General features: G+C 63.1%; 20 protein-coding genes and 1 tRNA gene. 10 read left to right on the top strand and 11 right to left on the bottom strand.

Going from position 1 to position 22,774, the window contains the following annotated elements; translation table 11 throughout:
* Window positions 1-4: 4 nt before the first annotated feature.
* The 4 genes from ACLBKS_RS14360 to ACLBKS_RS14345 are packed head-to-tail and all read right to left on the bottom strand — an operon-like array spanning window position 5 to window position 4,553.
* On the bottom strand, window positions 5-544 hold the full coding sequence (locus ACLBKS_RS14360) for a TRAP transporter small permease (protein ID WP_410193487.1): 540 nt from the start codon (window positions 542-544) through the stop codon (window positions 5-7).
* A 9-nt stretch (window positions 545-553) separates the two neighbouring features.
* The gene (locus ACLBKS_RS14355; protein WP_410193486.1) at window positions 554-1,753 is read right to left on the bottom strand and encodes a fumarylacetoacetate hydrolase family protein; all 1,200 of its coding nucleotides are present in this window, start codon (window positions 1,751-1,753) and stop codon (window positions 554-556) included.
* Window positions 1,754-1,761: 8 nt separating this feature from the next.
* Complete coding sequence (locus tag ACLBKS_RS14350) at window positions 1,762-3,543, bottom strand: IlvD/Edd family dehydratase (protein ID WP_410193485.1); 1,782 nt, start codon at window positions 3,541-3,543, stop codon at window positions 1,762-1,764.
* A gap of 8 nt (window positions 3,544-3,551) precedes the next feature.
* Window positions 3,552-4,553: a TRAP transporter substrate-binding protein gene (locus ACLBKS_RS14345; RefSeq protein ID WP_410193484.1), complete on the bottom strand. Its 1,002-nt coding sequence runs from the start codon at window positions 4,551-4,553 to the stop codon at window positions 3,552-3,554.
* A gap of 151 nt (window positions 4,554-4,704) precedes the next feature.
* Between ACLBKS_RS14345 and ACLBKS_RS14340 the strand changes: the two genes are divergently transcribed.
* Window positions 4,705-5,679 carry a LysR family transcriptional regulator gene (locus ACLBKS_RS14340; protein ID WP_410193483.1) on the top strand — a complete coding sequence of 325 codons (975 nt, stop codon included), beginning with the start codon at window positions 4,705-4,707 and terminating at the stop codon, window positions 5,677-5,679.
* 165 nt (window positions 5,680-5,844) lie between these two features.
* On the opposite strand, the gene acs is transcribed toward ACLBKS_RS14340, so the two are convergent.
* Window positions 5,845-7,848 carry an acetate--CoA ligase gene (gene acs / locus ACLBKS_RS14335; protein WP_410193482.1) on the bottom strand — a complete coding sequence of 668 codons (2,004 nt, stop codon included), beginning with the start codon at window positions 7,846-7,848 and terminating at the stop codon, window positions 5,845-5,847.
* A gap of 250 nt (window positions 7,849-8,098) precedes the next feature.
* On the opposite strand from acs, the gene ACLBKS_RS14330 reads away from it, so the two are divergent.
* The 7 genes from ACLBKS_RS14330 to ACLBKS_RS14300 all read left to right on the top strand — a co-directional run bounded on the left by ACLBKS_RS14330 (window position 8,099) and on the right by ACLBKS_RS14300 (window position 13,823).
* A complete protein-coding gene (locus ACLBKS_RS14330; protein ID WP_410193481.1) occupies window positions 8,099-8,719 on the top strand; it encodes a YqhA family protein in 621 nt (206 codons plus the stop codon).
* Between the two features lie 47 nt (window positions 8,720-8,766).
* A complete protein-coding gene (locus ACLBKS_RS14325) occupies window positions 8,767-10,320 on the top strand; it encodes a fumarate hydratase (RefSeq protein WP_410193480.1) in 1,554 nt (517 codons plus the stop codon).
* A gap of 4 nt (window positions 10,321-10,324) precedes the next feature.
* A complete protein-coding gene (gene murI, locus ACLBKS_RS14320) occupies window positions 10,325-11,155 on the top strand; it encodes a glutamate racemase (protein ID WP_410193479.1) in 831 nt (276 codons plus the stop codon).
* Window positions 11,156-11,187: 32 nt separating this feature from the next.
* Window positions 11,188-11,264, top strand: a tRNA-Pro gene (locus ACLBKS_RS14315).
* Between the two features lie 21 nt (window positions 11,265-11,285).
* Entirely contained in the window at window positions 11,286-12,074 is a 789-nt protein-coding gene (gene aat, locus ACLBKS_RS14310; RefSeq protein WP_410193478.1) for a leucyl/phenylalanyl-tRNA--protein transferase, read from the top strand.
* Between the two features lie 19 nt (window positions 12,075-12,093).
* On the top strand, window positions 12,094-12,870 hold the full coding sequence (locus ACLBKS_RS14305) for an arginyltransferase (RefSeq protein WP_410193477.1): 777 nt from the start codon (window positions 12,094-12,096) through the stop codon (window positions 12,868-12,870).
* Between the two features lie 155 nt (window positions 12,871-13,025).
* Window positions 13,026-13,823, top strand: a complete 798-nt coding sequence (locus tag ACLBKS_RS14300) for an IclR family transcriptional regulator (protein WP_410193476.1) — start codon at window positions 13,026-13,028, stop codon at window positions 13,821-13,823.
* 45 nt (window positions 13,824-13,868) lie between these two features.
* Here ACLBKS_RS14300 and ACLBKS_RS14295 read toward each other — a convergent pair whose 3' ends face one another.
* The 6 genes from ACLBKS_RS14295 to ACLBKS_RS14270 form a co-directional block, all read right to left on the bottom strand.
* Window positions 13,869-14,909 carry a serine hydrolase gene (locus ACLBKS_RS14295; protein WP_410193475.1) on the bottom strand — a complete coding sequence of 347 codons (1,041 nt, stop codon included), beginning with the start codon at window positions 14,907-14,909 and terminating at the stop codon, window positions 13,869-13,871.
* Window positions 14,910-15,124: 215 nt separating this feature from the next.
* Window positions 15,125-16,816, bottom strand: coding sequence for a 2-isopropylmalate synthase (leuA, locus tag ACLBKS_RS14290; protein WP_410193578.1), 1,692 nt, complete (start codon window positions 16,814-16,816; stop codon window positions 15,125-15,127).
* A gap of 225 nt (window positions 16,817-17,041) precedes the next feature.
* A complete protein-coding gene (gene pssA / locus ACLBKS_RS14285; RefSeq protein WP_410193474.1) occupies window positions 17,042-17,866 on the bottom strand; it encodes a CDP-diacylglycerol--serine O-phosphatidyltransferase in 825 nt (274 codons plus the stop codon).
* Between the two features lie 207 nt (window positions 17,867-18,073).
* Window positions 18,074-19,090 carry a ketol-acid reductoisomerase gene (ilvC, locus tag ACLBKS_RS14280; RefSeq protein WP_410193473.1) on the bottom strand — a complete coding sequence of 339 codons (1,017 nt, stop codon included), beginning with the start codon at window positions 19,088-19,090 and terminating at the stop codon, window positions 18,074-18,076.
* 57 nt (window positions 19,091-19,147) lie between these two features.
* Window positions 19,148-19,639, bottom strand: a complete 492-nt coding sequence (ilvN, locus tag ACLBKS_RS14275; protein WP_410193472.1) for an acetolactate synthase small subunit — start codon at window positions 19,637-19,639, stop codon at window positions 19,148-19,150.
* A gap of 122 nt (window positions 19,640-19,761) precedes the next feature.
* Entirely contained in the window at window positions 19,762-21,537 is a 1,776-nt protein-coding gene (locus tag ACLBKS_RS14270; protein ID WP_410193471.1) for an acetolactate synthase 3 catalytic subunit, read from the bottom strand.
* A gap of 249 nt (window positions 21,538-21,786) precedes the next feature.
* Here ACLBKS_RS14270 and ACLBKS_RS14265 point away from each other — a divergent pair, with 249 nt between their 5' ends.
* Both ACLBKS_RS14265 and ACLBKS_RS14260 read left to right on the top strand, forming a co-directional pair.
* A complete protein-coding gene (locus ACLBKS_RS14265; protein WP_410193470.1) occupies window positions 21,787-22,341 on the top strand; it encodes an RDD family protein in 555 nt (184 codons plus the stop codon).
* A complete protein-coding gene (locus ACLBKS_RS14260; RefSeq protein ID WP_410193469.1) occupies window positions 22,334-22,741 on the top strand; it encodes a diacylglycerol kinase in 408 nt (135 codons plus the stop codon). Before ACLBKS_RS14265 ends, ACLBKS_RS14260 begins: the two co-directional genes overlap by 8 nt.
* Window positions 22,742-22,774 lie beyond the last annotated feature (33 nt).

Here is a 22,774-nt window from a genome sequence, read left to right as displayed (position 1 = left end):
GGTGTCAAGCCTTCTTCACGCCGACGGACGCGATCGATTCCTCGGACTCGGTGCTCATCACGAGCTCCTGCTCCTGCGTCTTGCCCGTCAGGGCACGCAGCAAACGCAGCAATAGCAAGACGGCCGCGCAGACCGAGAAGACCACGCCCGACGCGTAAAACATCGCCATGGACAGACCGGTCACCGGCGCGTTCATGTCGGCGTTGAGCAGGGTCTGCTGCCAGCTGCCCTTGAGGCACAGCCAGGTGATGTAGAGCATGATCAGATGGGCCGCCACGTAACAAACCTTCTTGCCACCCACCGAGAGGCGCGACACCAGCATGTCGGTGCCGAGGTGGGCGTTTTCGTGGATGGCGGCGATGCCGCCGAGGAAGGTGATCCAGACGAAGAGCCAGCGCGACATCTCCTCGCTCACGGCGATGCCGGAATTGAAGACGTAACGCAGCACCACGTTGCCGAACACCAGCACGACCATGACGGCCAGGGCCAGGGCGATGGTGAGGTTCAGGACGCGGCAGCTTCTATCGAGCATGTGGTTCAACATGGCGTCCTCCTAGATCACGGCGTCTTGAAGGAGCCCACGACCGGCGAGGTTGCCGATCAAGGCACGCAGGCCAAAACGCCAGGGCGGCGCGGTTTCGCAATGCGTGACGCGGTTGATCAAGGCGCCCAAGCGGGGACTGCGGATGGTCACCATGTCGCCCAGCTTGTGGGTGAACCCACCGCCTGGGCGATCGCGGTCTTCGATGGGTGCGAACAGCGTGCCAAGGAATAGCACGAAGCCATCCGGGTACTGGTGCATGGCCACGGTCTGGGCGACGATGTCGGTTGGGTCGCGGCTGATGCGGCTCATGAGGTTGATGCCACGCAGTTCGAAATTGTCCTGGCCGATCACATGCAGGTGCACGGTTTCCTGACGCACGTCGTCCAGGGTGTAGCCCTCGTCGAACAGACGGATGAAGGGGCCGATGGCACAGGACGCGTTGTTGTCCTTGGACTTGCCCAGCAGCAGCGCGCTGCGGCCCTCGATGTCGCGCAGGTTGACGTCGTTGCCCAGGGTCGCGCCCACGATGCCGCCGCGGCTGTTGACCGCCAGCACCACCTCGGGTTCGGGGTTGTTCCAGGAGGAATCGGAGCGGATGCCAATGTCGTCGCCACACCCCACCGAGGCCATGGCCTGGGTTTTGGTGAACACCTCCACGTCCGGGCCAATGCCCACCTCCAGATACTGCGACCACAGGCCCTTCTTCTGCAACAGCGCCTTCAGTTCCATGGCCTCGGGCGAGCCGGGCTTGATCTCCGACAGGTCGCCCCCGATCAGAGACACCACCTGGGTGCGCAACTCATTGGCCAGGCTGGCATCGCCGCGCGCCTGTTCCTCGATGACACGTTCGATCAGGCTGGACGCGAAAGTCACGCCGCTGGCCTTGACGGCCTGCAGGTCACAGGGCGCCAGCAGCCAGGGGCGGCGGACGTCGCGCGTGCCGGGCAGGCTGTTGGCCAGCAGTTCATCCACGCCGCAAAGTCTTTGTCCGGACGCGGCGCGCGCGGCCCGGGCTGGCTGATCCACGTCGAGCAGCGTGCTCATGGTGGGAAAGGCACGGGTCAGATCAAACACGCCCTCGGGACGGAGGGCAACGATCGCGGGGCCGGCGCCCGCCCCGGGCACCCAGACGCGCCCCACCAGGGTACCGACCAGGCCGTCCTCCGGCAGGATGGACATGGGGTCGTGGAATTTGAAAGTCGAAGTCATGTGTGTCCTCAATGGTTGTGTCTGGGCGTGCGCTGCGCAATGCGCTGGAACTCCAGCGCAAACTCCAGCGTGGCACCCTGGTCGAGCTGGCCGGTCTTCTCGCGGTACAAGGCTTCCCACGGCGAGTGGCTGGGAGGCACCGGGGGCGCTGGCAGCTCGCGCAGACGACGCGCGATTTCTTCCGGTGACACCAGCGCATCGCATCGCCCCTGGTTCAGGTCCACGCGGATGCGATCACCGGTCTGCAGCCAGCGCAGGCCCCCTCCTGCCGCGCTCTCGGGCGAGACGTTGAGGATGGACGGGCTGTCCGAGGTGCCGGACTGCCGACCATCGCCCAAGGTAGGCAGCGCGCTGATGCCGCGCTGGATCAGCGCGTCGGGCGGCTGCATGTTGACCACCTCGGCCGAACCGGGCCAGCCCAGCGGGCCCGCGCCACGCATGACGAGGATGCAGTCTTCGTCGATCCCGAGCGACGGGTCGTTGATGCGCGCGTGGTAGTCCTCGCCGCCCTCGAACACCACGGCGCGCGCCTCGAACACGCCCTCCTGGCCGGGGCGGCTCAGGTAACGCGCGCGGAAGCGCTCGGAGATGACCGAGGTTTTCATGATGCCGAAATCAAAGAGGTTGCCGCGCAGCACCAGGAAACCGGCCTTGTCCAGCAGGGGCTGGTCGAAGGGCCGGATCACCTCGCGGTCGCTGGCTTCACGACCGACCAAGTTGTCGGCCATGCGACGTCCGGTGACGGTCAGGCAGTCGCCATGCAGGCGCCCCGCCTGCAGCAACTCCCACATCAAGGCGGGCACGCCGCCAGCGCGGAAGAAGCGCTCCCCCAGGAAGCGGCCCGCGGGCTGCATGTCCAGCAACAGCGGCAGGTCGTAGGCCTGGGTGGTCCAGTCGTCCGGCTCCAACTGCACCTGGGCATGGCGCGCCATGGCCATGATGTGGACCTGCGCATTGCTCGACCCGCCGGCGCAGCTCACCACCGAGAGCGCGTTCAGAAAACTCTCGCGCGTGAGGATGCGCGAGGGCCGCAGGTCTTCATACGCCATCTCGACGATGCGCCGCCCGGTTTCATACGCCATCTGGCCGCGCTCGCGGTAGGGCGCGGGAATGGCCGCGCAGCCCGTCAGCGACAGACCCAGAGCCTCGGCCACGGCGTTCATGGTCGAGGCCGTGCCCATGGTGTTGCAGTGCCCGGCCGAAGGCGCGCTGCTGCAGGCACGCTGCAGGAACTCTTCTTCGTCGATCTCACCCGCGGCCAGTTGCCGGCGGCTGCGCCAGATCACGGTGCCCGATCCCACCAGCTCACCGTTGTGCCAACCGTCGAGCATGGGACCGCCGGACAGCACGATGGCGGGGATGTCCACGGTGCAGGCGGCCATGATGCCGGCCGGCGTCGTCTTGTCGCAACCCGTGGTCAGCACCACGGCGTCGATCGGGTAACCGTAGAGGATTTCGACCAGGCCCAGGTAGGCCAGGTTGCGGTCCAGCGCGGCGGTCGGTCGGCGGCAGTTCTCGAAGATCGGATGGACAGGGAACTCCATCGGAATGCCGCCAGCGTCCCGGATGCCGTCGCGCACGCGGCGCGCCAGCTCCAAGTGAATGCGGTTGCACGGCGACAGGTCGCTGCCCGTCTGCGCGATCCCGATGATGGGGCGGCCGGAACGCAGTTCCTGTGGCGTCAGCCCGTAGTTCATGAAGCGCTCCAGGTAGAGCGCGGTCATGTCCGAACGCTGCGGGTCGGCGAACCAATCCCGCGAGCGGAACGGACGGCTGGGTGTTTTAGCCATGCAGTCGTTTATTTTTTGCGGATCTTGGCCAGCTCGGCGTTCAATTCCTGGAAGGCGTCGCCGAAGTCCTGGCCGTACTTGGCGACCACGGGCGCGAGCTTGGCGCGCAGCTTGGCCTGCTCTGCGGGGCTGAGCTCGGTGACGGTCATGCCATTGCTCTTCAGTTGGGCCAACGCCTTCTGACTGAACTCGCGGATGGTCTTGCGCTCGAACTGGGTCGCGTCCAAGGCGCTGTCACGCACGATTTTTTGCTCCTGGGGCGAGAGTCCGTCCCAGGTCTTCTTGGACATCAGCAGCACCCAGGCGCTGTACATGTGGCGCGTCAGGGCCAGGTACTTCTGCACTTCGTAAAACTTGCTGGCCAGGATGGTCGGCGTGGGGTTTTCCTGGCCATCAACCGCCTTCTGCTCCATGGCCGTGTAGACCTCGGGGAAAGGCATGGGCGTGGCATTGACGCCCAGGGCGGTGAAGGTGTCGAGGAAGAGCGGGCTCTGGATCACGCGCAGCTTCAGGCCTTCCAGGTCGGCCGCCGTGTTGATGGCGCGGCGCGAGTTGGTGACGTGGCGGAAGCCGTTTTCCCAGAAGGCAAAGCCGATCAGACCTTTCTCAGGCAACTGGGCCAGCAGCTTCTGCCCGAACGGGCCGTCCAGCAAGGCGTCGGCTTCCTGCTCGTTGTTGAGCAGCATGGGCAAGTTGAGCGCGCCAAAGGGTTTGACCAAGGACATCAGCGTCGAGGCGTCGGGCACCGTCATCTCCTGGATGCCGGCGCGCAGGGCCGAGGTCATGGTGATGTCGTTGCCCAGCGCGCCACTCGCGTACACCTTGGCGGTCATCTTGCCGCCACTGCGCTCGGACAAGAGTTTGGCGAAGTGGTTGAGCGCCACGCCCTGCGGGTGGTCCTCGCTCAGGCCTATGCCAATCTTGAATACGTGTTCCCGGACTTGCGCGGACACCGAGCCGGCCGCCAGGCCGAGCGCCAACGCCGCCACGATGACGGATCTGAATTTCATGCTTGTCTCCTGATGATTGGAATATGTCCTGGGCAGCGAGTCGCTCGGCGGCGAGCACGAGTGGCACGGCGGTCTCAGGGCGAGCGCGAGATTAGGGAAGACAGCAGACACGGTCCACTGAAATTTCTGTAGAAAGTCATTCCATAACGTTATGAATACAGTCGAGACACCCGGGTTCACCCGTAGCCCTGAGCCTTCCATCGCCCGTGCTTTCGGCCGGTTGCGGTTCCGGCATCTGCAGTTCCTGGACATCCTGGGGCAGACCCGCAATCTGCGGCTGGCGTCGGAATGGATGCACATCACGCAGCCGGCAGCGACCAAGATGCTGATGGAGATCGAGATCATCTTGAACGCGCGTCTGTTCGATCGCCTGTCGCGTGGCGTCGCGCCCAACGAGCTGGGCCTCTTCACCCTGCGCTACGCCAGCGGCGCCCTGGAAGGACATCGCAAGTTCGCCCGCGAGTTCGACACGCTGCGGCACGGTGGCGCGGGACATCTGACCATCGGTGCGATCTCCGGCGCGGCGCACCTGCTGATGTCCACGGTGTCGGAGGTGCAGCGCTTGCGGCCGTTGCTGGTGCTGAAAATGCTGGAACAAAGCAGTGACCAACTCGCGCTGTGGCTGTCCGAGCGCAAGATCGACCTCATGATCGGGCGCTTCACCAGCAGCGAGCAGCAGGCCCAATTCCGCTACGAACGCCTGTCGGCCGAACCCTTGCAGGTGGTGGGTCGGGTGGACCATCCCTTGCGAAACAAGCGGGTCCAGGATTTGACCGAACTGGCGCGCTGGCCCTGGATCTTGTACCCGTCACCGACCGCTTTGCGCCGCGTCACCGACGACATCTTCAGCAGCATCGGCTTGACGCCAACGTCGGGTGTGGTCGAAACGCCTTCCTTCTGGTTCTCGCTGGAGCTGCTGCAAACAACGCAGATGCTCTCGCTACAGCCCGCGTCGCTGGCGGAGGAGTACGCGAGAAAGGGACTTCTGACCCGTATCCAGGTCGAGCTGCCGGACCGCATGCCGGACTATGGCCTGATCACGCACCTGGGTGAGCCGCTGTCGCCTTCCGCGCAGGCCTTTGTGGCAGTGTTGCGGGAGAAGGCGGGGGTGGGGATGGAGGTCTGACGCTCAGTGGGTCTGGGCTAATTGCAGCAAGACCGTTGGATTTCTACTGGGGATTTTGGCTTCGGCCGCCGCTACGCGGCTTAACTTGGCGCTTTGCGCCAAGTTAGCCTGCGGCGGAATCCAGCCTATGCGCTCACGCGCATGCAGCCTCCGGCTGCTTCTGGATCAATTGGTCTGCGCCAATTGATCCAGAACGGCTGGGTTCTCCAGCGTCGTGATGTCCTGGGTGATGGCTTCGCCCTTGGCCAGCGAGCGCAGCAGGCGGCGCATGATCTTGCCGCTGCGGGTCTTGGGCAGGTTGTCACCGAAGCGGATGTCCTTGGGCTTGGCGATGGGGCCGATTTCCTTGGCCACCCAGTTGCGCAGCTCGTTGGCGATCTGCTTGGCTTCCTCGCCCGTGGGGCGTGCACGCTTCAAGACCACGAAGGCGCAAATGGCCTCGCCGGTCAGATCATCGGGACGGCCCACGACGGCGGCTTCCGCCACCAGATCAGTCTTGGACACCAAGGCCGATTCAATCTCCATCGTGCCCAGTCGGTGGCCACTGACGTTCAGCACATCGTCGATGCGGCCGGTGATGCGGAAGTAGCCGCGGTCCGCGGAGCGCACTGCACCGTCACCCGCCAGGTAGTAGCCCTTGAGCTCTTCAGGGAAATAGCTCTTCTTGAAACGCTCCGGGTCGCCCCAGATGGTGCGGATCATCGAAGGCCAAGGTTTCTTGATGACCAGGATGCCCCCGGTGCCGTTCGGGATGTCGTTGCCCATCTCGTCCACGATGGCGGCGGAGATGCCCGGCAGGGGCAAGGTGCAGGAGCCCGGAACCAGCGGCGTCGCGCCCGGCAAAGGCGTGATGACGTGGCCACCGGTCTCGGTCTGCCAGAAGGTGTCCACGATGGGGCAACGCTCGCCGCCCACATGTTTGTGATACCACATCCAGGCCTCGGGGTTGATGGGCTCACCCACCGAGCCGAGGATGCGCAGGCTGCTGAGGTTCGAGCGGGCCGGGTGGACCTTCTCGTCACCTTCGGCGGCCTTGATCAGCGAGCGGATGGCCGTGGGCGCGGTGTAGAAGATGGTGGCCTTGTGCTTCTCGATCATCTGCCAGAAGCGCCCGGCGTTCGGGTAGGTGGGCACACCCTCGAAAACAATTTGCGTCGCGCCAGCGGCCAGCGGGCCGTAGGCCACGTAGGTGTGGCCGGTGATCCAGCCGATGTCGGCCGTGCACCAGAAGATGTCGCTCGGCTGGAGGTCGAAGGTCCAGTCCATCGTCAGCCGCGCCCACAGCAGGTAACCGCCGGTGCTGTGCTGCACGCCCTTGGGCTTGCCGGTGGAGCCGCTGGTGTAGAGGATGAAGAGCGGATGCTCGGCACCCACCTGCTCGGGCTTGCACACCGTGCTCTGACCGGCCAAGGCCTCGGAGAACGTCTTGTCGCGCCCCGCGACCATGTTGCACGCCGTGGCGGTGCGTTGGTAGACCAACACCGTCTTGATGCTGTCGCAGCCTCCCATGCCCAGGGCCTCGTCCACGATGGCCTTGAGCGGCAGTTCGCGACCGCCACGCATCTGGTAGTTGGCCGTGATGACGGCGACTGCTCCAGCATCGATGATGCGCTCCTGCAGGCTCTTGGCGGAAAAGCCGCCAAAGACCACGCTGTGGGTCGCGCCGATGCGGGCGCAAGCCTGCATGGCCACCACGCCCTCGATCGTCATGGGCATGTAGATGAGAACGCGGTCGCCCTTCTTGATGCCTTGAGCCTTGAGGGCATTGGCGAACTGACCGACCTTGGCCAGCAGCTCCTTGTAGCTGACCTTCGTCACTGCGCCGTCATCGGCTTCGAAGATGATGGCGGTCTTGTTTTCGACCGGCGTGCCGATGTGCTTGTCCAGGCAGTTGGCGCTCGCGTTCAACTCGCCGTCTTCAAACCACTTGTAGAACGGTTTGCTGCCCTGGTTCAAGGTCTTGGTGAAAGGCTTGTTCCAAACCAGGTTCTCACGGGCCAGGCGCGCCCAGGTACCTTCGAAATCCTTGTCGAAAGCCTCGCACATGGCCTGGTACTGCGCCATGCCGGACACACGTGCGGCCTTCACGGTCGCCGCGGACGGCGGGAACACGCGGTTTTCAACCAACACGGATTCGATGGCCGAGGAAGAGGCGGTGGATGAGCTCATGGTTTGCGTCCTCAAGATCGTTATAAGCGTGGAACAAGCTGCCTTCATGCTGATGTTTGCAGCGCCGCTTATTGTCCGACATGCGCTTACAAGGTACTGACGCTAGCCCGACAAAACCGCAGGGGAAAACACTGCATCCTCCCTGGGGTGAAAGCCTCGGGAAATGCAGCCTAGAATTCATGGTTTTCCCGGATCACCGCATCCCTTTTTCAACTGGCTTTCTCTCTCATTACCTTCAACCATCGCCATCATGTCCCAGCCCGAAGCGCCCAAGCACGAAAACCGGAGCGCCGCTTCCAGCATGCGCCGCTTGCCCTCCCTGATCTTCGCCAGCCGCTGGCTGCAACTGCCGCTCTACCTTGGTTTGATCATCGCCCAAGGCGTGTACGTGGTGCATTTCCTGATCGAACTGGAACACCTGGTCATGGCTGCCTTCGGTGACCAGGCCGCGCTGGACGCCCTGATCCGCAGCATCGGCTACAAGGCCGATGCGCCGCTGAGCACCTTGAATGAAACGGTCATCATGCTGGTGGTGCTGGCGCTGATCGACGTGGTGATGATCTCCAACCTGCTGATCATGGTCATCGTCGGTGGCTTCGAGACCTTCGTGAGCCGCATGAATTTGGAAGGCCACCCCGACCAACCCGAATGGCTCAACCACGTCAACGCGTCGGTGCTCAAGGTCAAGCTGGCGACCGCCATCATCGGCATCAGCTCCATTCACCTGCTCAAAACCTTCATCAACGCGGCGAACTACAGTGACCGCGTGCTGATCGCGCAAACCGTGATTCACATCGCGTTCCTGTTGTCCGCGATGGCCATCGCCTACACCGACCGTCTTATGAATGGCGGCACGGACGACAAGCACTGAACCGCGTCACGAGAACGCCCCCGACACCGCTCCCAGAGGAACTTGCCATGAGCACGACCATCCGCCAAGACGATCTGATCGAATCCATCGCCGCAGGGTTGCAGTACATCAGCTACTACCACCCGGCGGACTACATTGCCCATCTGGCGCGGGCCTATGAACGCGAAAAGAGCCCGGCGGCGAAGGACGCCATCGCGCAGATCCTGACCAACAGCAAGATGAGCGCGACAGGTCACCGCCCGATCTGCCAGGACACCGGCATCGTCAACGTCTTCCTCAAGGTCGGCATGGGCGTGCGCCTGGAGGGCTTCAGCGGCAGCCTGGAAGACGCCGTGAACGAGGGCGTGCGCCGCGGCTACTTGAACCCAGACAACATGCTGCGTGCCTCGGTCGTGGCCGATCCGCAGTTCGCGCGCAAAAACACCAAGGACAACACCCCCGCCGTGATCTTCACGGAACTCGTGCCGGGCAACACCGTGGAAGTGACGCTGGCAGCCAAGGGCGGCGGCAGCGAAAACAAGAGCAAGATGTACATGCTCAACCCCAGCGACAGCGTGGTCGACTGGGTGCTCAAGACCGTGCCCACGATGGGCGCGGGCTGGTGTCCGCCCGGCATGCTGGGCATCGGCATTGGCGGCACGGCGGAAAAGGCAACGCTGATGGCCAAGGAGTCCTTGATGGACGACCTCGACATGTATGAACTACAGGCCAAGGCGGCCAAGGGCGAGAAGCTCACCCAGGTCGAGGAACTGCGCCTGGAGCTGTACGAGAAGGTCAACGCCCTGGGCATCGGCGCGCAGGGCCTGGGCGGCCTGACCACGGTGCTGGACATCAAGATCAAGATGTACCCGACGCACGCAGCCAGCAAGCCGATCGCGATGATCCCGAACTGCGCTGCCACGCGGCATGCGCATTTCGTGCTCGACGGCAGCGGCCCGGTGTACCTGGACCCGCCCAGCCTGGACCTGTGGCCCGACGTGCACTGGACACCCGACACGCAAAAGAGCAAGCGCGTGGACCTGAACACGCTGACGAAGGAAGAAGTCGCCAGCTGGAAGCCCGGCCAGACCCTGCTGCTCAATGGCAAGATGCTCACGGGCCGCGACGCCGCGCACAAGCGAATCCAAGACATGCTGGCCAAGGGCGAGAAACTGCCCGTGGACTTCACCAACCGCGTGATCTACTACGTCGGTCCGGTGGATCCGGTGAAGGACGAAGCCGTCGGCCCCGCGGGCCCCACCACGGCCACGCGCATGGACAAGTTCACCGACATGATGCTGGCCAAGACCGGGTTGATCGCCATGATCGGCAAGGCCGAGCGCGGGCCCGAGGCCATCGCCGCCATCCAGAAGCACAAGAGCGCCTACCTGATGGCCGTGGGTGGCGCGGCCTACCTCGTCAGCAAGGCGATCAAGCAAGCCAAGGTGGTCGGCTTCGAGGACCTGGGCATGGAAGCCATCTACGAGTTCGACGTGGTGGACATGCCGGTGACCGTGGCGGTCGACGCTGGCGGAACCAGCGCCCACATCACTGGCCCGGCCGAGTGGAGCAAGCGCATCGCCTCGGGAGAGTTCAAGGGCATCACGGTCGCGATGGCCTGATATCTTGGTCTCACCTGCATCGTCTGCGCCAACGCGCACGTCAGAAAGCCCGATCGGCGTCTTCGACAGCGGCATCGGCGGTTTGAGCGTGCTCCAGGCCTTGCATGCCGAGCTGCCGCACCAGCGCTATGTCTATGTGGCCGACAGCGGGCACGCGCCCTATGGCGAACGCGAACCTCAGCATGTCATTGACCGCACGATGGCGGCGGCCGAGCACTTGGTCGCGCGCCATGGCATCCAGGCGCTGGTGGTCGCCTGCAACACCGCCACCGCGATCGCGATCCACCTGTTGCGCGCGGAGCATCCGCAGCTGCCGCTGGTGGGCTTGGAACCCGCCATCAAACCCGCGGCTCAGCACAGCCGCAACCATCGTGTGGGTGTGCTGGCCACGCGCGGCACACTGCAAAGCGAAAAATTCCGGGTACTGCACGCCAGCCTCGCTCAGCAAGCGGAGTTCGTGCTGCAACCCTGTGATGGATTGGCTGGCGCCATAGAGCGCCAGGACGAAGAACGCATCGCGACCTTGAGCGCGCAGTACGCCTCGGCCTTGGGGCCGTGCGGCACGGCGCCCGGCTGCATCGACACCGTGGTCCTGGGCTGCACGCACTACCCGCTGATCGCGCCCCGGTTGCGCGCGTTGCTCGGCCCGGACGTCGCCATGATCGAAAGCGGCGCGCCCGTGGCGCGCCAGACACGGCGCATCTTGCCTCACATCGGTGAGACGGGAACACCCCGCACGGTCTACTACACCACGGGCCAGATCGGTGCCCTGCAAGCCGCCGCCCGGCGCTGGGTCGAAGCCGATGCGCGGGTGGAACCCCTTGAGCTCAGCTGAGGCCGATTGCACCAGTACAATACGCGGCTCGTCGGGGCGTAGCGCAGTCTGGTAGCGCATCTGGTTTGGGACCAGGAGGTCGCACGTTCGAATCGTGTCGCCCCGACCATCTTCTGACCATCCCTCCCTGATGGCCCTCTTGCGCACGCGCCCAGACCCCTTGCCCTGGTTGCAGCCCGGGGACGACTTTCCACCGGTTGAACAGGCCTGGGGGCGTGATTCCGAAGCGCCCGGACTGCTGGCTGCCGGGGGTAGCCTGGACGTGGCCACGCTCAAGCGGGCCTATGCACGCGGCATCTTTCCTTGGTTCAGCGCGGGTCAGCCCATCCTCTGGTGGAGCACCGAGCCGCGCATGGTGCTGCAAACCGCCGCCGACGCACCCAGGGGCTTTCGCCTGCACCGATCCTTGCGCAAAACCTTGCAGCGCTTCATGGAGAACCCCGCCTGCGAAATCCGCGTCGACACAGCCTTTGACGAAGTGGTGGCGGCTTGCGCGGGAAGCCCACGTCCCGGCCAGGATGGGACCTGGATCACGCCCGCCATGCGAAGAGCCTATGCGGACCTGCATCGCGCGGGCCATGCTCACAGCATCGAAACATGGATAGGCGGCGAACTGCGGGGCGGGCTGTACTGTGTTTCGCTGGGTCGCGCGGTCTACGGCGAATCCATGTTCGCCCGCAGCACGGACGCGTCCAAAATTGCCCTGTCGGCGCTGGTGGCTTTTTGCCGGAACAACGACATTGGCCTGATCGACTGCCAGCAGAACACCGCGCATTTGGCGTCGCTCGGCGCCCATCCCATCCCACGCCCCCTGTTCCTGGAGCACTTGGCCAAGACGCGCGATCTCCCCGCTCCCAATTGGCGATTCGACCGCCTATACTGGAACGCACTCATACCCAACGCCGTCGTCCGCCCCTGACACCGCGCGCCGTCCGCCCATGACGCACCTCCAAGATCTGCCGCTCCAGCACCTGCAGTTCTACGCCACGGCGCCCTACCCGTGCAGCTACCTGGAAGGGCGACAGGCGCGCTCCCAGGTGGCCACCCCCAGCCACCTGATCAACACCAGCATCTACACCGGACTGGTGGCCCAAGGTTTCCGTCGCAGCGGCATGTTCACGTACCGTCCGCATTGCGATGGCTGCCAGGCCTGTGTCCCGTTGCGGGTGCGCGCGGCGGATTTCATCCCCAGCCGGAGCCAGCGCCGCGCCTGGAAGCGGCACGCCGGGCTGCAAGTCCATATCACGCGGCTGGCCTTCAGTCCGGAGCATTACCAGCTCTACCTGCGCTACCAGACGGGTCGCCACGCGGGTGGCGGCATGGATCAAGACAGCATCGACCAATACACCCAGTTCTTGCTGCAAAGCCGGGTCAATTCCCGGCTGGTCGAATTCCGGGAACCCGGGGAGGACGGCGCACCGGGCACCTTGCGCATGGTGTCCGTGCTGGATGTGTTGGACGATGGCTTGTCGGCCGTCTACACCTTTTACGACCCGACTCCGGCGGCCGACTCCGGTGGCACCAGCTATGGCACCTACAACGTGCTGTGGCAGATTGAACAGGCGCGGCAGTTGGGCCTGCCTTACGTCTACCTGGGCTACTGGATCGAGCAAAGCCCGAAGATGAATTACAAGGCGCGCTTCTTGCCGCACGAGCTGCTGCGTCGGGGGCAGTGGCAGGAAGGCCTCGCAACCGTGGCCTCATCGGACCCCTGAGCCACCCTCAGGACACTAGCGCCTCCCGGGTACGGCCCGGGCTGTGCATTCCGGCACACAGTTCTTTGTGCGCCGCAGCATTTTTGGCTCTCCTTTGAATTTCAAGGCATAAAATAGTCTCGCCTTGAAAACGCGTATTGCAGGAGAGAAGCCCGATGAGGAAAAAAGACCCGGATGCCATCAGTACCCCGACCGTGCAAGTGATTGAACGCATGTTCACGCTCATGGACGTGCTGGCGTCGCGCGAAGACGCCATTTCGCTGAAAGAGATCAGCGAAAAGACCGGTTTGCATCCCTCGACGGCCCACCGGATCTTGAACGACCTGGCCACAGGCCGCTTTGTGGACCGCCCCCAACCCGGCAGCTACCGGCTCGGCATGCGGCTGCTGGAGCTGGGTAACTTGGTCAAAGCCCGACTCAATGTGCGCGACGCGGCCATCGCACCCATGCGCGAGCTGCATCGTCAAATCCAGCAACCCGTGAACCTCAGCCTGCGTCAAGGGGATGAAATCGTCTACATCGAACGCGCCTACAGCGAACGCTCAGGCATGCAAGTGATTCGTGCCGTGGGTGGTCGCGCGCCGCTGCACCTGACCTCGGTCGGCAAACTCTTCCTCGCGGCGGATGACCCGCAACGCGTGCGCGCCTACGCCACGCGCACTGGGCTGGCCGGTCACACCAAGAACAGCATCACCCAGTTGCCCGTGCTTGAGCGGGAACTGGTGAAAATCCGCCAGTCTGGGATTTCGCACGATGACGAAGAACTGGAACTCGGCGTGCACTGCCTAGCCGCAGGCATCCACGATGACCAAGGCAAGCTCGTGGCGGGCCTATCGATCTCCGCACCCACCGGGCGACTGGACAAAGAATGGGCGGTGAAACTGCAGGGCGTCGCGAACGAAATCTCCCGCATGCTGGGCTACCACAACCCGGCAATGGAAGCAAAGAACTAACAACACCCCAGGCGGCGGGGATCGCCGCCGCGCTAGCGAAGGGCGTCAGGTCTTGCTGGCGAGATCCAGCACGCCGTCACCGTCCTGTCGGGCCTCGTTGGTCTCCACCCAGCGACGCACGCGCTCGGCGTCCCCCAAGCGGCTGAGCTTGCCGACCGAATCGAGGAAGACCATGATCAGCTTTCGGCCCGCCACGGTGACCTGCATGACCAGGCACTGCCCGGCCTCACTGATGTAGCCCGTTTTCTGCAGACCAATGTCCCAGCGCTGGTTCAGCACCAGCCGGTTGGTGTTGGCGAACACCATCTTGCGTTGACCGACGGCCACCTGGTAAGCACGGGTGGTGGAAAACTCGCGCAGCATCGGATCCGCCGAGGCGGCATCGACCAGCAAGGCCAGATCGCGGGCGCTGGACTGGTTGCGGCTGGACAGTCCGGTAGGCTCGACGAAACGCGTGTCCTGCATGCCCAGCAGCTGCGCCTTGGCGTTCATCATGGTGACGAAGATGCCCAGCCCGCCGGGGTAGGTACGCCCCAGAGCGTTCGCGGCCCGGTTCTCGCTCGCCATCAAGGCCAAGTGCAAGAGCTCGCCCCGAGTGAGGACGGTGCCTACGCGCAGTCGGGACACGCTGTACTTCTCGGTGTCCACATCATCCTGGGTGATGGTGATGCGCTCATCCAGAGGCAACTCGGCCTCGCTGATCAGCAGCGTGGTCATCAGCTTGGTCAGCGAGGCAATGGGCAGCACAGCCTCCTCGTTCTTGCTGAACAGAACCTCCTGAGTGTCCTGATCAATCACGTAAGCCACGCTGGAGCGCAGCGAGAGTGGATCGTTCACCCGATGCAAGCCGGCTTGCATGCCCATGGAAGGTTTCGCCGGAATGATCAGGCGACGCACGGGCTGGCGCTTGGGCGCGGCCTTGACGCCAGCACCTTGGACTTTGACCGTCTGACGAGGTTCGGACGCTGCCTGAACTTGAAACGGCAGCGCCAGCACAGCGGATGCCATCAAAAAACAAGCGACCGACAGCGGCCGGAGGACGGCGCCCAAGGCATTCAGCCACGATGATGTGAAAAAAGATGACATTTCCGCGCAACCTGCACGCTGACTTTCAAGATACGCCACCATCGTTTGATGGCTGACACCAGCCTGCGTGAGGTTATACAGAAAATACTGTTCTCAATCAATCACTTGGGCGCAATTTTTAACGTTCTGTTACGGCAAAAACAAAGGGATGTAACCTGCCTTTTTCAGGTTTCATCCCAGCGCGCCTGGGTGCTGCACCCGGCGCGCCGCGGGCATCACGCGGACGTCGCCACCTGCTCGGCCCCGCGGCGGGCGCGCAGCAGCCCCGACACAATGGCCTTGAGCGAAGCAGAAACGATGTTCGCATCCATGCCAACGCCGAACAGGGTGCGCTCGCCCACGCGCAACTCCAGATACGCCACGGCTTGGGCATTCGCACCCGAACCCACGGCGTGCTCGTGGTAGTCCAGAACTCGGATGGACTCGCCGGCTGCCGTGGCCAGGCCCTCGACAAAAGCCTCGATGGGGCCGTTGCCCGCGCCCTCGATCGCGAGGTTCTTGCCCTCCACCACCACGTCGGCTTGCAGGGTTGTCATGCGCACGCCAGCGGCGTTCTCACCCTCCTCCTGGGCGCGGTAGCGCGGAGCGGCGACTTCATTCAGGCCGTACTCGCGCAGAAAGACCTGGTGGATGTCCCGCGCGCTCAGTTCCTTGCCACTGGCATCCATCACGGCTTGCACCACCTGGCTGAACTCAATCTGCAAGCGACGCGGCAGCTCGAGGCCATACTCGCTCTCAAGCAGGTAGGCGATGCCGCCCTTGCCTGACTGGCTGTTGACGCGGATGACCGCCTCGTAGCTGCGACCCAGGTCCTTGGGGTCAATGGGCAGGTAGGGCATGACCCAAATGTCCCCCTCCTTGCGAGCCGCGAAGGCCTTCTTGATCGCATCCTGATGCGATCCCGAGAAAGAGGTGTAAACCAGCTCGCCCACGTAGGGATGGCGCGGATGCACGGGCAACTGATTGCAATGCTCGACCACACGGCGGATCTCATCGATGTCGGAGAAATCCAAGCCGGGATCCACGCCTTGGGTGTAAAGGTTGAGCGCGACGTTGACCAGATCCAGGTTGCCGGTGCGCTCGCCATTGCCAAACAGGCAGCCTTCCAGCCGATCACCGCCCGCCATGATGGCCAGTTCACCCGCCGCCGTGCCGGTGCCCCGGTCATTGTGGGGATGGATGGACAGCACGATGCTGTCACGCCGCGCCAGGTGGCGATGCATCCATTCAATCATGTCCGCGAAAATGTTGGGCGTGGAATGCTCCACCGTCGAGGGCAGATTGATGATGCATTTGTGCTGGGGCGTGGGCTGCCAGACCTCGGTGACTGCATCCACCACGCGCTTGGCAAAGGGCAACTCGGTGCCCGAGAACATTTCCGGGGAGTACTCGAAGGTCCACTCGGTTTCAGGGTGCTCGGACGCGATCTGCTTGAAGAGTTTGGCATTCGTCACGGCCAGTTCGACGATGCCATCCTCGGTCAAGCCCAAGACCACCTTGCGCATCACCGGCGCAGTCGCGTTATAGAGGTGGACGATGGCGCGCTTGGCACCCTTGAGGGATTCGAAGGTGCGGCGGATCAGGTGCTCGCGGGCCTGGGTCAGCACCTGAATGGTCACGTCGTCGGGAATAAGCTGGTCTTCGATCAGCTTACGCACGAAGTCGTATTCGATCTGCGAGGCCGAGGGGAAGCCGACTTCGATCTCCTTGAAGCCAATGTCCACCAGGGTCTGGAACATTTTGAGCTTGCGCGGAATGTCCATGGGCTCGATCAGCGCCTGGTTGCCGTCGCGCAGGTCCACGCTGCACCAGACCGGCGGCTTGGTCAGAGTGGCATCAGGCCAGGTGCGATCCTTGAGGCCAACCGGGGTGAAAGCGCGGTATTTGGCGGCGGGGTTCTTCAACATCGTCATCGTGAATCTCCAGCAAGTTGGTCAGTCGTTGATGCTCACCTGCGGCTAGTTCGAACATTCCAAAACACAAAGGCCCGCTGCAGGTGCATACGGGCCTTGAGGTTTGGGAAGTGCGCGTGCGCTACCGTAGCCGCCCGTGGAGGGAGGAAATCAGTAGGGCTAGCGCCAGGAAGTTCATGGCGGGGAATTTAGCACAAAACCGATGGGCGGAGGGGAAATTCATCGATCACGGTCCGGATGCAAGCCACTTTCTTCGGGCTCATCGATCGAGGTGCTGATCACGCTGACCCGCTGCCCCTTGACCCTGCGCCAGGCATAGACCAGGTAGCCACTCACGCCATAGAGCGCGAAAATGCCGAACAACACCGTGGCCGGGTCGATGGTGATCAACGCATAAATCAGGACGATCAAGATGACAGCCGCGAAAGGCACGCTCTTCTTGAAGCCGATGTCCTTGAAGCTGTAGAAAGGCACGTTGCTCACCATGGTCAAGCCGGCATAAAGCGCCAGCGCGAACACGAACCAACAGACCGCACGCGTTTCCTCCGGCTTCACATCCCACTCGATCATGATCCAGATGAACCCAGTAAGGAGCGCGGCCGCCGCAGGCGAAGGCAAACCCTGGAAATAGCGTTTGTCCACCACAGCGGTGTTGACGTTGAATCGGGCCAGCCGCAAGGCAGCACAGGCGCAATACACAAACGCGGCCATCCAGCCCCAGCGACCCACGTCCTTCAAAGCCCAGGCATAAGCCACCAGCGCGGGCGCCACGCCAAAGGACACCATGTCGGACAAGGAGTCCATCTGCTCACCAAACGCGCTTTGCGAGTTGGTCATGCGCGCCACCCGACCATCCAGGCCATCGAGCACCATCGCGCAGAAGATGCCAATGACGGCCAATCCGAACCGGTCGTTCATGGCCATCACGATGGCGTAAAAGCCACCAAACAAAGCAGCCAGGGTCACCAGATTGGGCAGCATGTAGATGCCCTTGCTTGGGCTCTTGAGCAGCGGGCTCGCTGCCCGCTCGTTGTTGTCAGCCATATCGTCCTGCACATCGTTTCGAATGGAGCGCAAGTGTAAGCGAGCGCTCAGCTTGCCCGGCAAGCCCGGAAAAGCAACAAGGCTGCGCAAGGCAGCCTTGTTGCGAAAAAGCCAGATCAGCCGAGCCAAAGGGGATCCGCGAACGCTGAGCCGTCTCAAGAACGTCAGCGGCGGTTACTCCCAACCCCCTGTTGGCTCGCCCCGGGATCAATTCCGGGATTGGTCCACCAGCTTGTTCTTCGCGATCCAGGGCATCATGGCGCGCAACTGACCGCCCACCTTCTCGATGCTGTGGTCGGCCGTGTTGCGGCGGCGAGCCGTCATCGACGGGTAGTTCAAACGGCCTTCCTGAATGAACATCTTGGCGTAGTCGCCGTTCTGGATGCGCTTGAGCGCGTCGCGCATGGCGGCGCGCGACTGCTCGTTGATCACCTCGGGACCGGTCACGTACTCGCCAAACTCCGCGTTGTTGGAGATCGAGTAGTTCATGTTGGCGATGCCGCCTTCGTAGATCAGGTCCACGATCAGCTTCAGCTCATGCAGGCACTCGAAGTAAGCCATCTCCGGCGCGTAACCGGCCTCGACCAGGGTCTCGTAACCCATCTTGATCAGTTCGACGGCGCCACCGCACAGCACGGCCTGCTCGCCGAACAGGTCGGTCTCGGTTTCTTCCTTGAAGTTGGTCTCGATGATGCCGGCCTTGCCGCCGCCATTGGCCATCGCGTAGCTCAACGCCAGGTCACGGGCCTTGCCGCTCTTGTCCTGGTGCACGGCCACCAGGTGCGGAACGCCGCCGCCCTGGGTGTAGGTGGAGCGCACGGTATGGCCGGGGGCCTTGGGCGCGACCATCCAGACGTCGAGGTCGGCGCGCGGCACCACTTGGTTGTAGTGCACGTTGAAGCCGTGGGCGAAGGCCAGGGACGCGCCCTTCTTGATGTTCGGCTCGACGTTGTTCTTGTAGACCTCGGCGATCTGCTCATCGGGCAACAGGATCATCACCACGTCCGCCGCCTTGACCGCGTCGTTGACTTCCATCACGGTCAGGCCGGCCTTGCCAACCTTGTCCCAGGAGGCGCCGCCCTTGCGCAGGCCGACGACGACCTTGACGCCGCTGTCGTTGAGGTTCTGCGCATGCGCATGGCCTTGCGAGCCGTAACCGATGATGGCGACGGTCTTGCCCTTGATGAGGCTCAGATCACAATCTTTGTCGTAGAAAACTTTCACTTTGCTGCTCCTGTGGAAAACGTGAAATTGGGGTGGGGTTAAAACAGAACTCAAAGGCTATACACGCAGAATCCGCTCGCCACGGCCGACGCCACTGCTGCCGGTGCGCACGGTTTCGAGAATCGCGCTGCGATCAATGGCATCAAGGAAGGCATCGTTCTTGGCCTGGTCGCCGGTCAACTCGATGGTGTAGCTCTTGTCAGTCACGTCGATGATGCGTCCGCGAAAGATATCGGCCGTGCGCTTCATTTCCTCGCGCTCCTTGCCGACCGCGCGGACCTTGACCATCATGAGCTCGCGCTCGATGTAGCTGCCCTCGGTGAGGTCGACCACCTTCACGACCTCGATCAATCGGTTCAGGTGCTTGGTGATCTGTTCGATCACCTCGTCCGATCCGGTGGTGTGAATGGTCATGCGCGAAAGCGAAGCGTCCTCGGTGGGCGCGACGGTCAGCGACTCGATGTTGTAGCCGCGGGCCGAAAAAAGGCCCACGACACGGGACAGTGCGCCGGGTTCATTTTCCAGCAGCACGGCGATGATGTGTTTCATTTGCGATTCCTCTTTTTGCCACCCTCCCCGGCTGCCGGTAAGCAGCAGGCTCGGTGGTCAATAGATTCGTCCAGGATTGAATGAATGCAGGCCCCAGGCAAGCCCAGGACCTGCTTGCGGGATCAGAGATCCTCGGCGCCCAGCAGCATTTCGGTGATGCCCTTGCCTGCCTGAACCATCGGGAACACGTTCTCGGTGGGGTCAGTGCGGAAGTCGAGGAAGACCGTGCGGTCTTTCAGCCTGCGCGCCTCGCGCAGCGCGCCTTCCACGTCGGACGGCTTCTCGATCAACAAGCCAACGTGACCATAGGCCTCGGCCAGCTTCACGAAATCAGGCAAGGAGTCCATGTAGCTGTGGCTGTAGCGACCCGAGTACTCGATCTCCTGCCACTGCCGCACCATTCCCAGGTAGCGGTTGTTCAGCGAGAGGATCTTGATCGGCGTGTCGTACTGGCGGCAGGTGGCCAATTCCTGAATGCACATCTGCACCGAACCTTCGCCCGTCACGCAGAACACCTCGCTCTCGGGCTTGGCCAGCTTGATGCCCATGGCGTAGGGTATGCCCACGCCCATGGTGCCCAGGCCACCGGAGTTGATCCAACGCCGGGGCTGGTTGAAGCGGTAGTACTGCGCGGCCCACATCTGGTGCTGACCCACGTCGGAGGTGACGTAAGCGTCCGCGTCCTTGGTCATGTTCCACAGCGTCTCAATGACGAACTGCGGCTTGATGACGTCTTGGTTGGCGCGGTCGTACTTCAGGCAGTCACGGGCGCGCCAGCCCTCGATGCTGTCCCACCAGGCTTGCAGCGCGCCGGCTTCGGGGCGCAGCGGGCTTTCCTTGATGGCCACCAGCATCTCGGACAACACATCCTTCACGTCTCCGACGATGGGCACGTCCACCTTGACGCGCTTGGAGATACTCGACGGGTCGATGTCGATGTGAATGATCTTGCGATCCACCGAGGCGAAATGCTTGGGGTTGCCGATCACGCGGTCGTCGAAGCGCGCACCCACGGCCAGCAGCACGTCACAGTTCTGCATGGCGTTATTGGCTTCCCAGGTGCCGTGCATGCCGAGCATGCCCAGGAACTTGCGATCGGTCGCTGGATAGGCGCCCAAGCCCATCAGCGTGTTGGTCACCGGGTAACCCAGCAGATCGACCAACTCGCGCAACTCCGGCACGGCATTGCCAAGCAACACGCCGCCACCGGTGTAGATGTAGGGACGCTTGGCGGTCAGCAGCAGTTGCAGGGCCTTGCGGATCTGGCCCGCATGCCCCTTGCGCACCGGGTTGTAGGAGCGCATGTGCACGCTCTCGGGATACCCCTTGTAGGGCACTTTCTTGAAGGACACGTCCTTGGGAATGTCGACCACCACCGGCCCAGGCCGACCACTGCGGGCGATGTGAAAGGCCTTCTTCAGGGTGTCGGCCAAATCATGGGCGTCCTTCACCAGGAAGTTGTGCTTGACGATGGGGCGCGTGATGCCCACGGTGTCGCATTCCTGGAAGGCATCCAGCCCGATGGCCGCCGTCGGCACCTGGCCGCTGATGATGACCATGGGGATGCTGTCCATGTAGGCCGTCGCGATGCCGGTCACCGCATTCGTGACGCCAGGCCCGGAGGTGACGAGGGCCACGCCCACATCGCCCGTCGCTCGGGCGTAGCCATCCGCCGCGTGCACGGCGGCCTGTTCGTGACGAACGAGGATGTGCTGGATGGTCTCTTGCTTGTAGAAAGCGTCGTAAATGTGAAGCACCGCGCCGCCTGGGTAACCCCAGACGTATTTCACGTTCTCGGCTTGAAGCGCCTTGACGAGAATCTCCGCGCCGCGCAGATCTTCCGTGGTGCCTTCGGCCGCAGCAGCGGCGGAAGCGATTTCAGCTTTGGAAATTTCCATGATGAACCTCGAGTATTTCTCTGACGAAAAACCTGGGGTGCTCCTTCGCCAGCGCTTGTGGCACCGCGTCGGAACTTGAGGCCAAAGCCATGAGCGCATCGGATAACCGCGCCGGACTGTGACCCGTTTGCCAATCGGATGATTTGAATGAGCAGCACGCATTATGGCATTGCCCGGATGGCCTGCGGCAAATTTGAGGAGTCAGTCCGGTCCGGCTGAGATAATCCGCCGACCACACGTCTTGAACGCATGACCGATTCCAAACAGCCCTCCGAGGCCCCCTCCCCCTCCGTGACATCCGCCATCGGTGCAAACGAAACACCCGGTCTGATGCGCCGCATGGCCTGCTGGCTCTATGAAGGCATGCTGCTGTTTGGCGTGCTGTTCATCGCGGGATACCTGTTTTCAGCCCTCACGCAGCAGCGCCACGCTCTGACAGGTCGACATGCGCTGATGGCTTTTCTCTTTTTGGTGCTGGGCATTTATTTCACCTGGTTTTGGAGCAAAGGCCAGACGCTGGCCATGAAGACGTGGCACATCCGGGTGACCGATCTGCGTGGCCAGTCGCTCACACAAGCCAGGGCCCTGCTGCGCTATGTGCTGTCATGGTTATGGTTTCTGCCCCCGTTGGCGCTGATCGCGCCGTTTCACCTCGGTGCAGGGGAAACGTCGGTGTTGATGATCGGCTGGATTTTGGTATGGGCCCTGCTCGCACGTTTCCACACCCGGCGCCAGTTCTGGCATGACGTGCTCGCGGGCACTCAGCTGGTGGATGCGCGCCCTAGAAGCATTAGCCATGACTGACCCAACCTCCAACGAACAGCGACCCGTCAATCTGCAGAAGAGCCGCACCGGCCTCAACCGCATGGTGCACGCACTGGGCTATTCCTTTGAAGGCCTGCGTGCGGGCTGGAAAGAAGCGGCCTTTCGACAGGAGGTGATGGCTGCGATCGTGTTGCTGCCGCTAGCATTCTGGCTGGGGCGCGACTGGGTTCAGGTGGCGTTGCTGTCGGGCAGCGTGGTGCTGCTCATGATCGTGGAATTGCTCAACACGGGCATCGAAACCGCCATCGACCGCATTGGCCCCGAGTGGCACGACCTGTCCAAACGCGCCAAGGACATGGGCAGCGCGGCGGTGCTGCTGGCCTTGCTGCTGTGCGTCGGCATTTGGGCCGCCGCGCTCTGGCACCGCTTCGGCGGCTGAGGCCTTCCCCGCCCTTTGAACACCATGAGCTCC

The sequence above is a fragment of the Hylemonella sp. W303a genome (assembly GCF_046452315.1).
Classification (GTDB): Bacteria; Pseudomonadota; Gammaproteobacteria; order Burkholderiales; family Burkholderiaceae_C; genus Hylemonella.
The sequence above is the reverse complement of the archived record's forward strand: the minus strand, read 5'-3'. Positions and strand labels throughout refer to the sequence as shown.

Coding starts and splice junctions, on each gene's coding strand:
- ACLBKS_RS14360 (WP_410193487.1), bottom strand. CDS start 544: ATGTTGAACCACATGCTCGATAGAAGCTGCCGCGTCCTGAACCTCACC.
- ACLBKS_RS14355 (WP_410193486.1), bottom strand. CDS start 1,753: ATGACTTCGACTTTCAAATTCCACGACCCCATGTCCATCCTGCCGGAG.
- ACLBKS_RS14350 (WP_410193485.1), bottom strand. CDS start 3,543: ATGGCTAAAACACCCAGCCGTCCGTTCCGCTCGCGGGATTGGTTCGCC.
- ACLBKS_RS14345 (WP_410193484.1), bottom strand. CDS start 4,553: ATGAAATTCAGATCCGTCATCGTGGCGGCGTTGGCGCTCGGCCTGGCG.
- ACLBKS_RS14340 (WP_410193483.1), top strand. CDS start 4,705: ATGAATACAGTCGAGACACCCGGGTTCACCCGTAGCCCTGAGCCTTCC.
- acs (WP_410193482.1), bottom strand. CDS start 7,848: ATGAGCTCATCCACCGCCTCTTCCTCGGCCATCGAATCCGTGTTGGTT.
- ACLBKS_RS14330 (WP_410193481.1), top strand. CDS start 8,099: ATGTCCCAGCCCGAAGCGCCCAAGCACGAAAACCGGAGCGCCGCTTCC.
- ACLBKS_RS14325 (WP_410193480.1), top strand. CDS start 8,767: ATGAGCACGACCATCCGCCAAGACGATCTGATCGAATCCATCGCCGCA.
- aat (WP_410193478.1), top strand. CDS start 11,286: ATGGCCCTCTTGCGCACGCGCCCAGACCCCTTGCCCTGGTTGCAGCCC.
- ACLBKS_RS14305 (WP_410193477.1), top strand. CDS start 12,094: ATGACGCACCTCCAAGATCTGCCGCTCCAGCACCTGCAGTTCTACGCC.
- ACLBKS_RS14300 (WP_410193476.1), top strand. CDS start 13,026: ATGAGGAAAAAAGACCCGGATGCCATCAGTACCCCGACCGTGCAAGTG.
- ACLBKS_RS14295 (WP_410193475.1), bottom strand. CDS start 14,909: ATGTCATCTTTTTTCACATCATCGTGGCTGAATGCCTTGGGCGCCGTC.
- leuA (WP_410193578.1), bottom strand. CDS start 16,816: ATGTTGAAGAACCCCGCCGCCAAATACCGCGCTTTCACCCCGGTTGGC.
- pssA (WP_410193474.1), bottom strand. CDS start 17,866: ATGGCTGACAACAACGAGCGGGCAGCGAGCCCGCTGCTCAAGAGCCCA.
- ilvN (WP_410193472.1), bottom strand. CDS start 19,639: ATGAAACACATCATCGCCGTGCTGCTGGAAAATGAACCCGGCGCACTG.
- ACLBKS_RS14270 (WP_410193471.1), bottom strand. CDS start 21,537: ATGGAAATTTCCAAAGCTGAAATCGCTTCCGCCGCTGCTGCGGCCGAA.
- ACLBKS_RS14265 (WP_410193470.1), top strand. CDS start 21,787: ATGACCGATTCCAAACAGCCCTCCGAGGCCCCCTCCCCCTCCGTGACA.
- ACLBKS_RS14260 (WP_410193469.1), top strand. CDS start 22,334: ATGACTGACCCAACCTCCAACGAACAGCGACCCGTCAATCTGCAGAAG.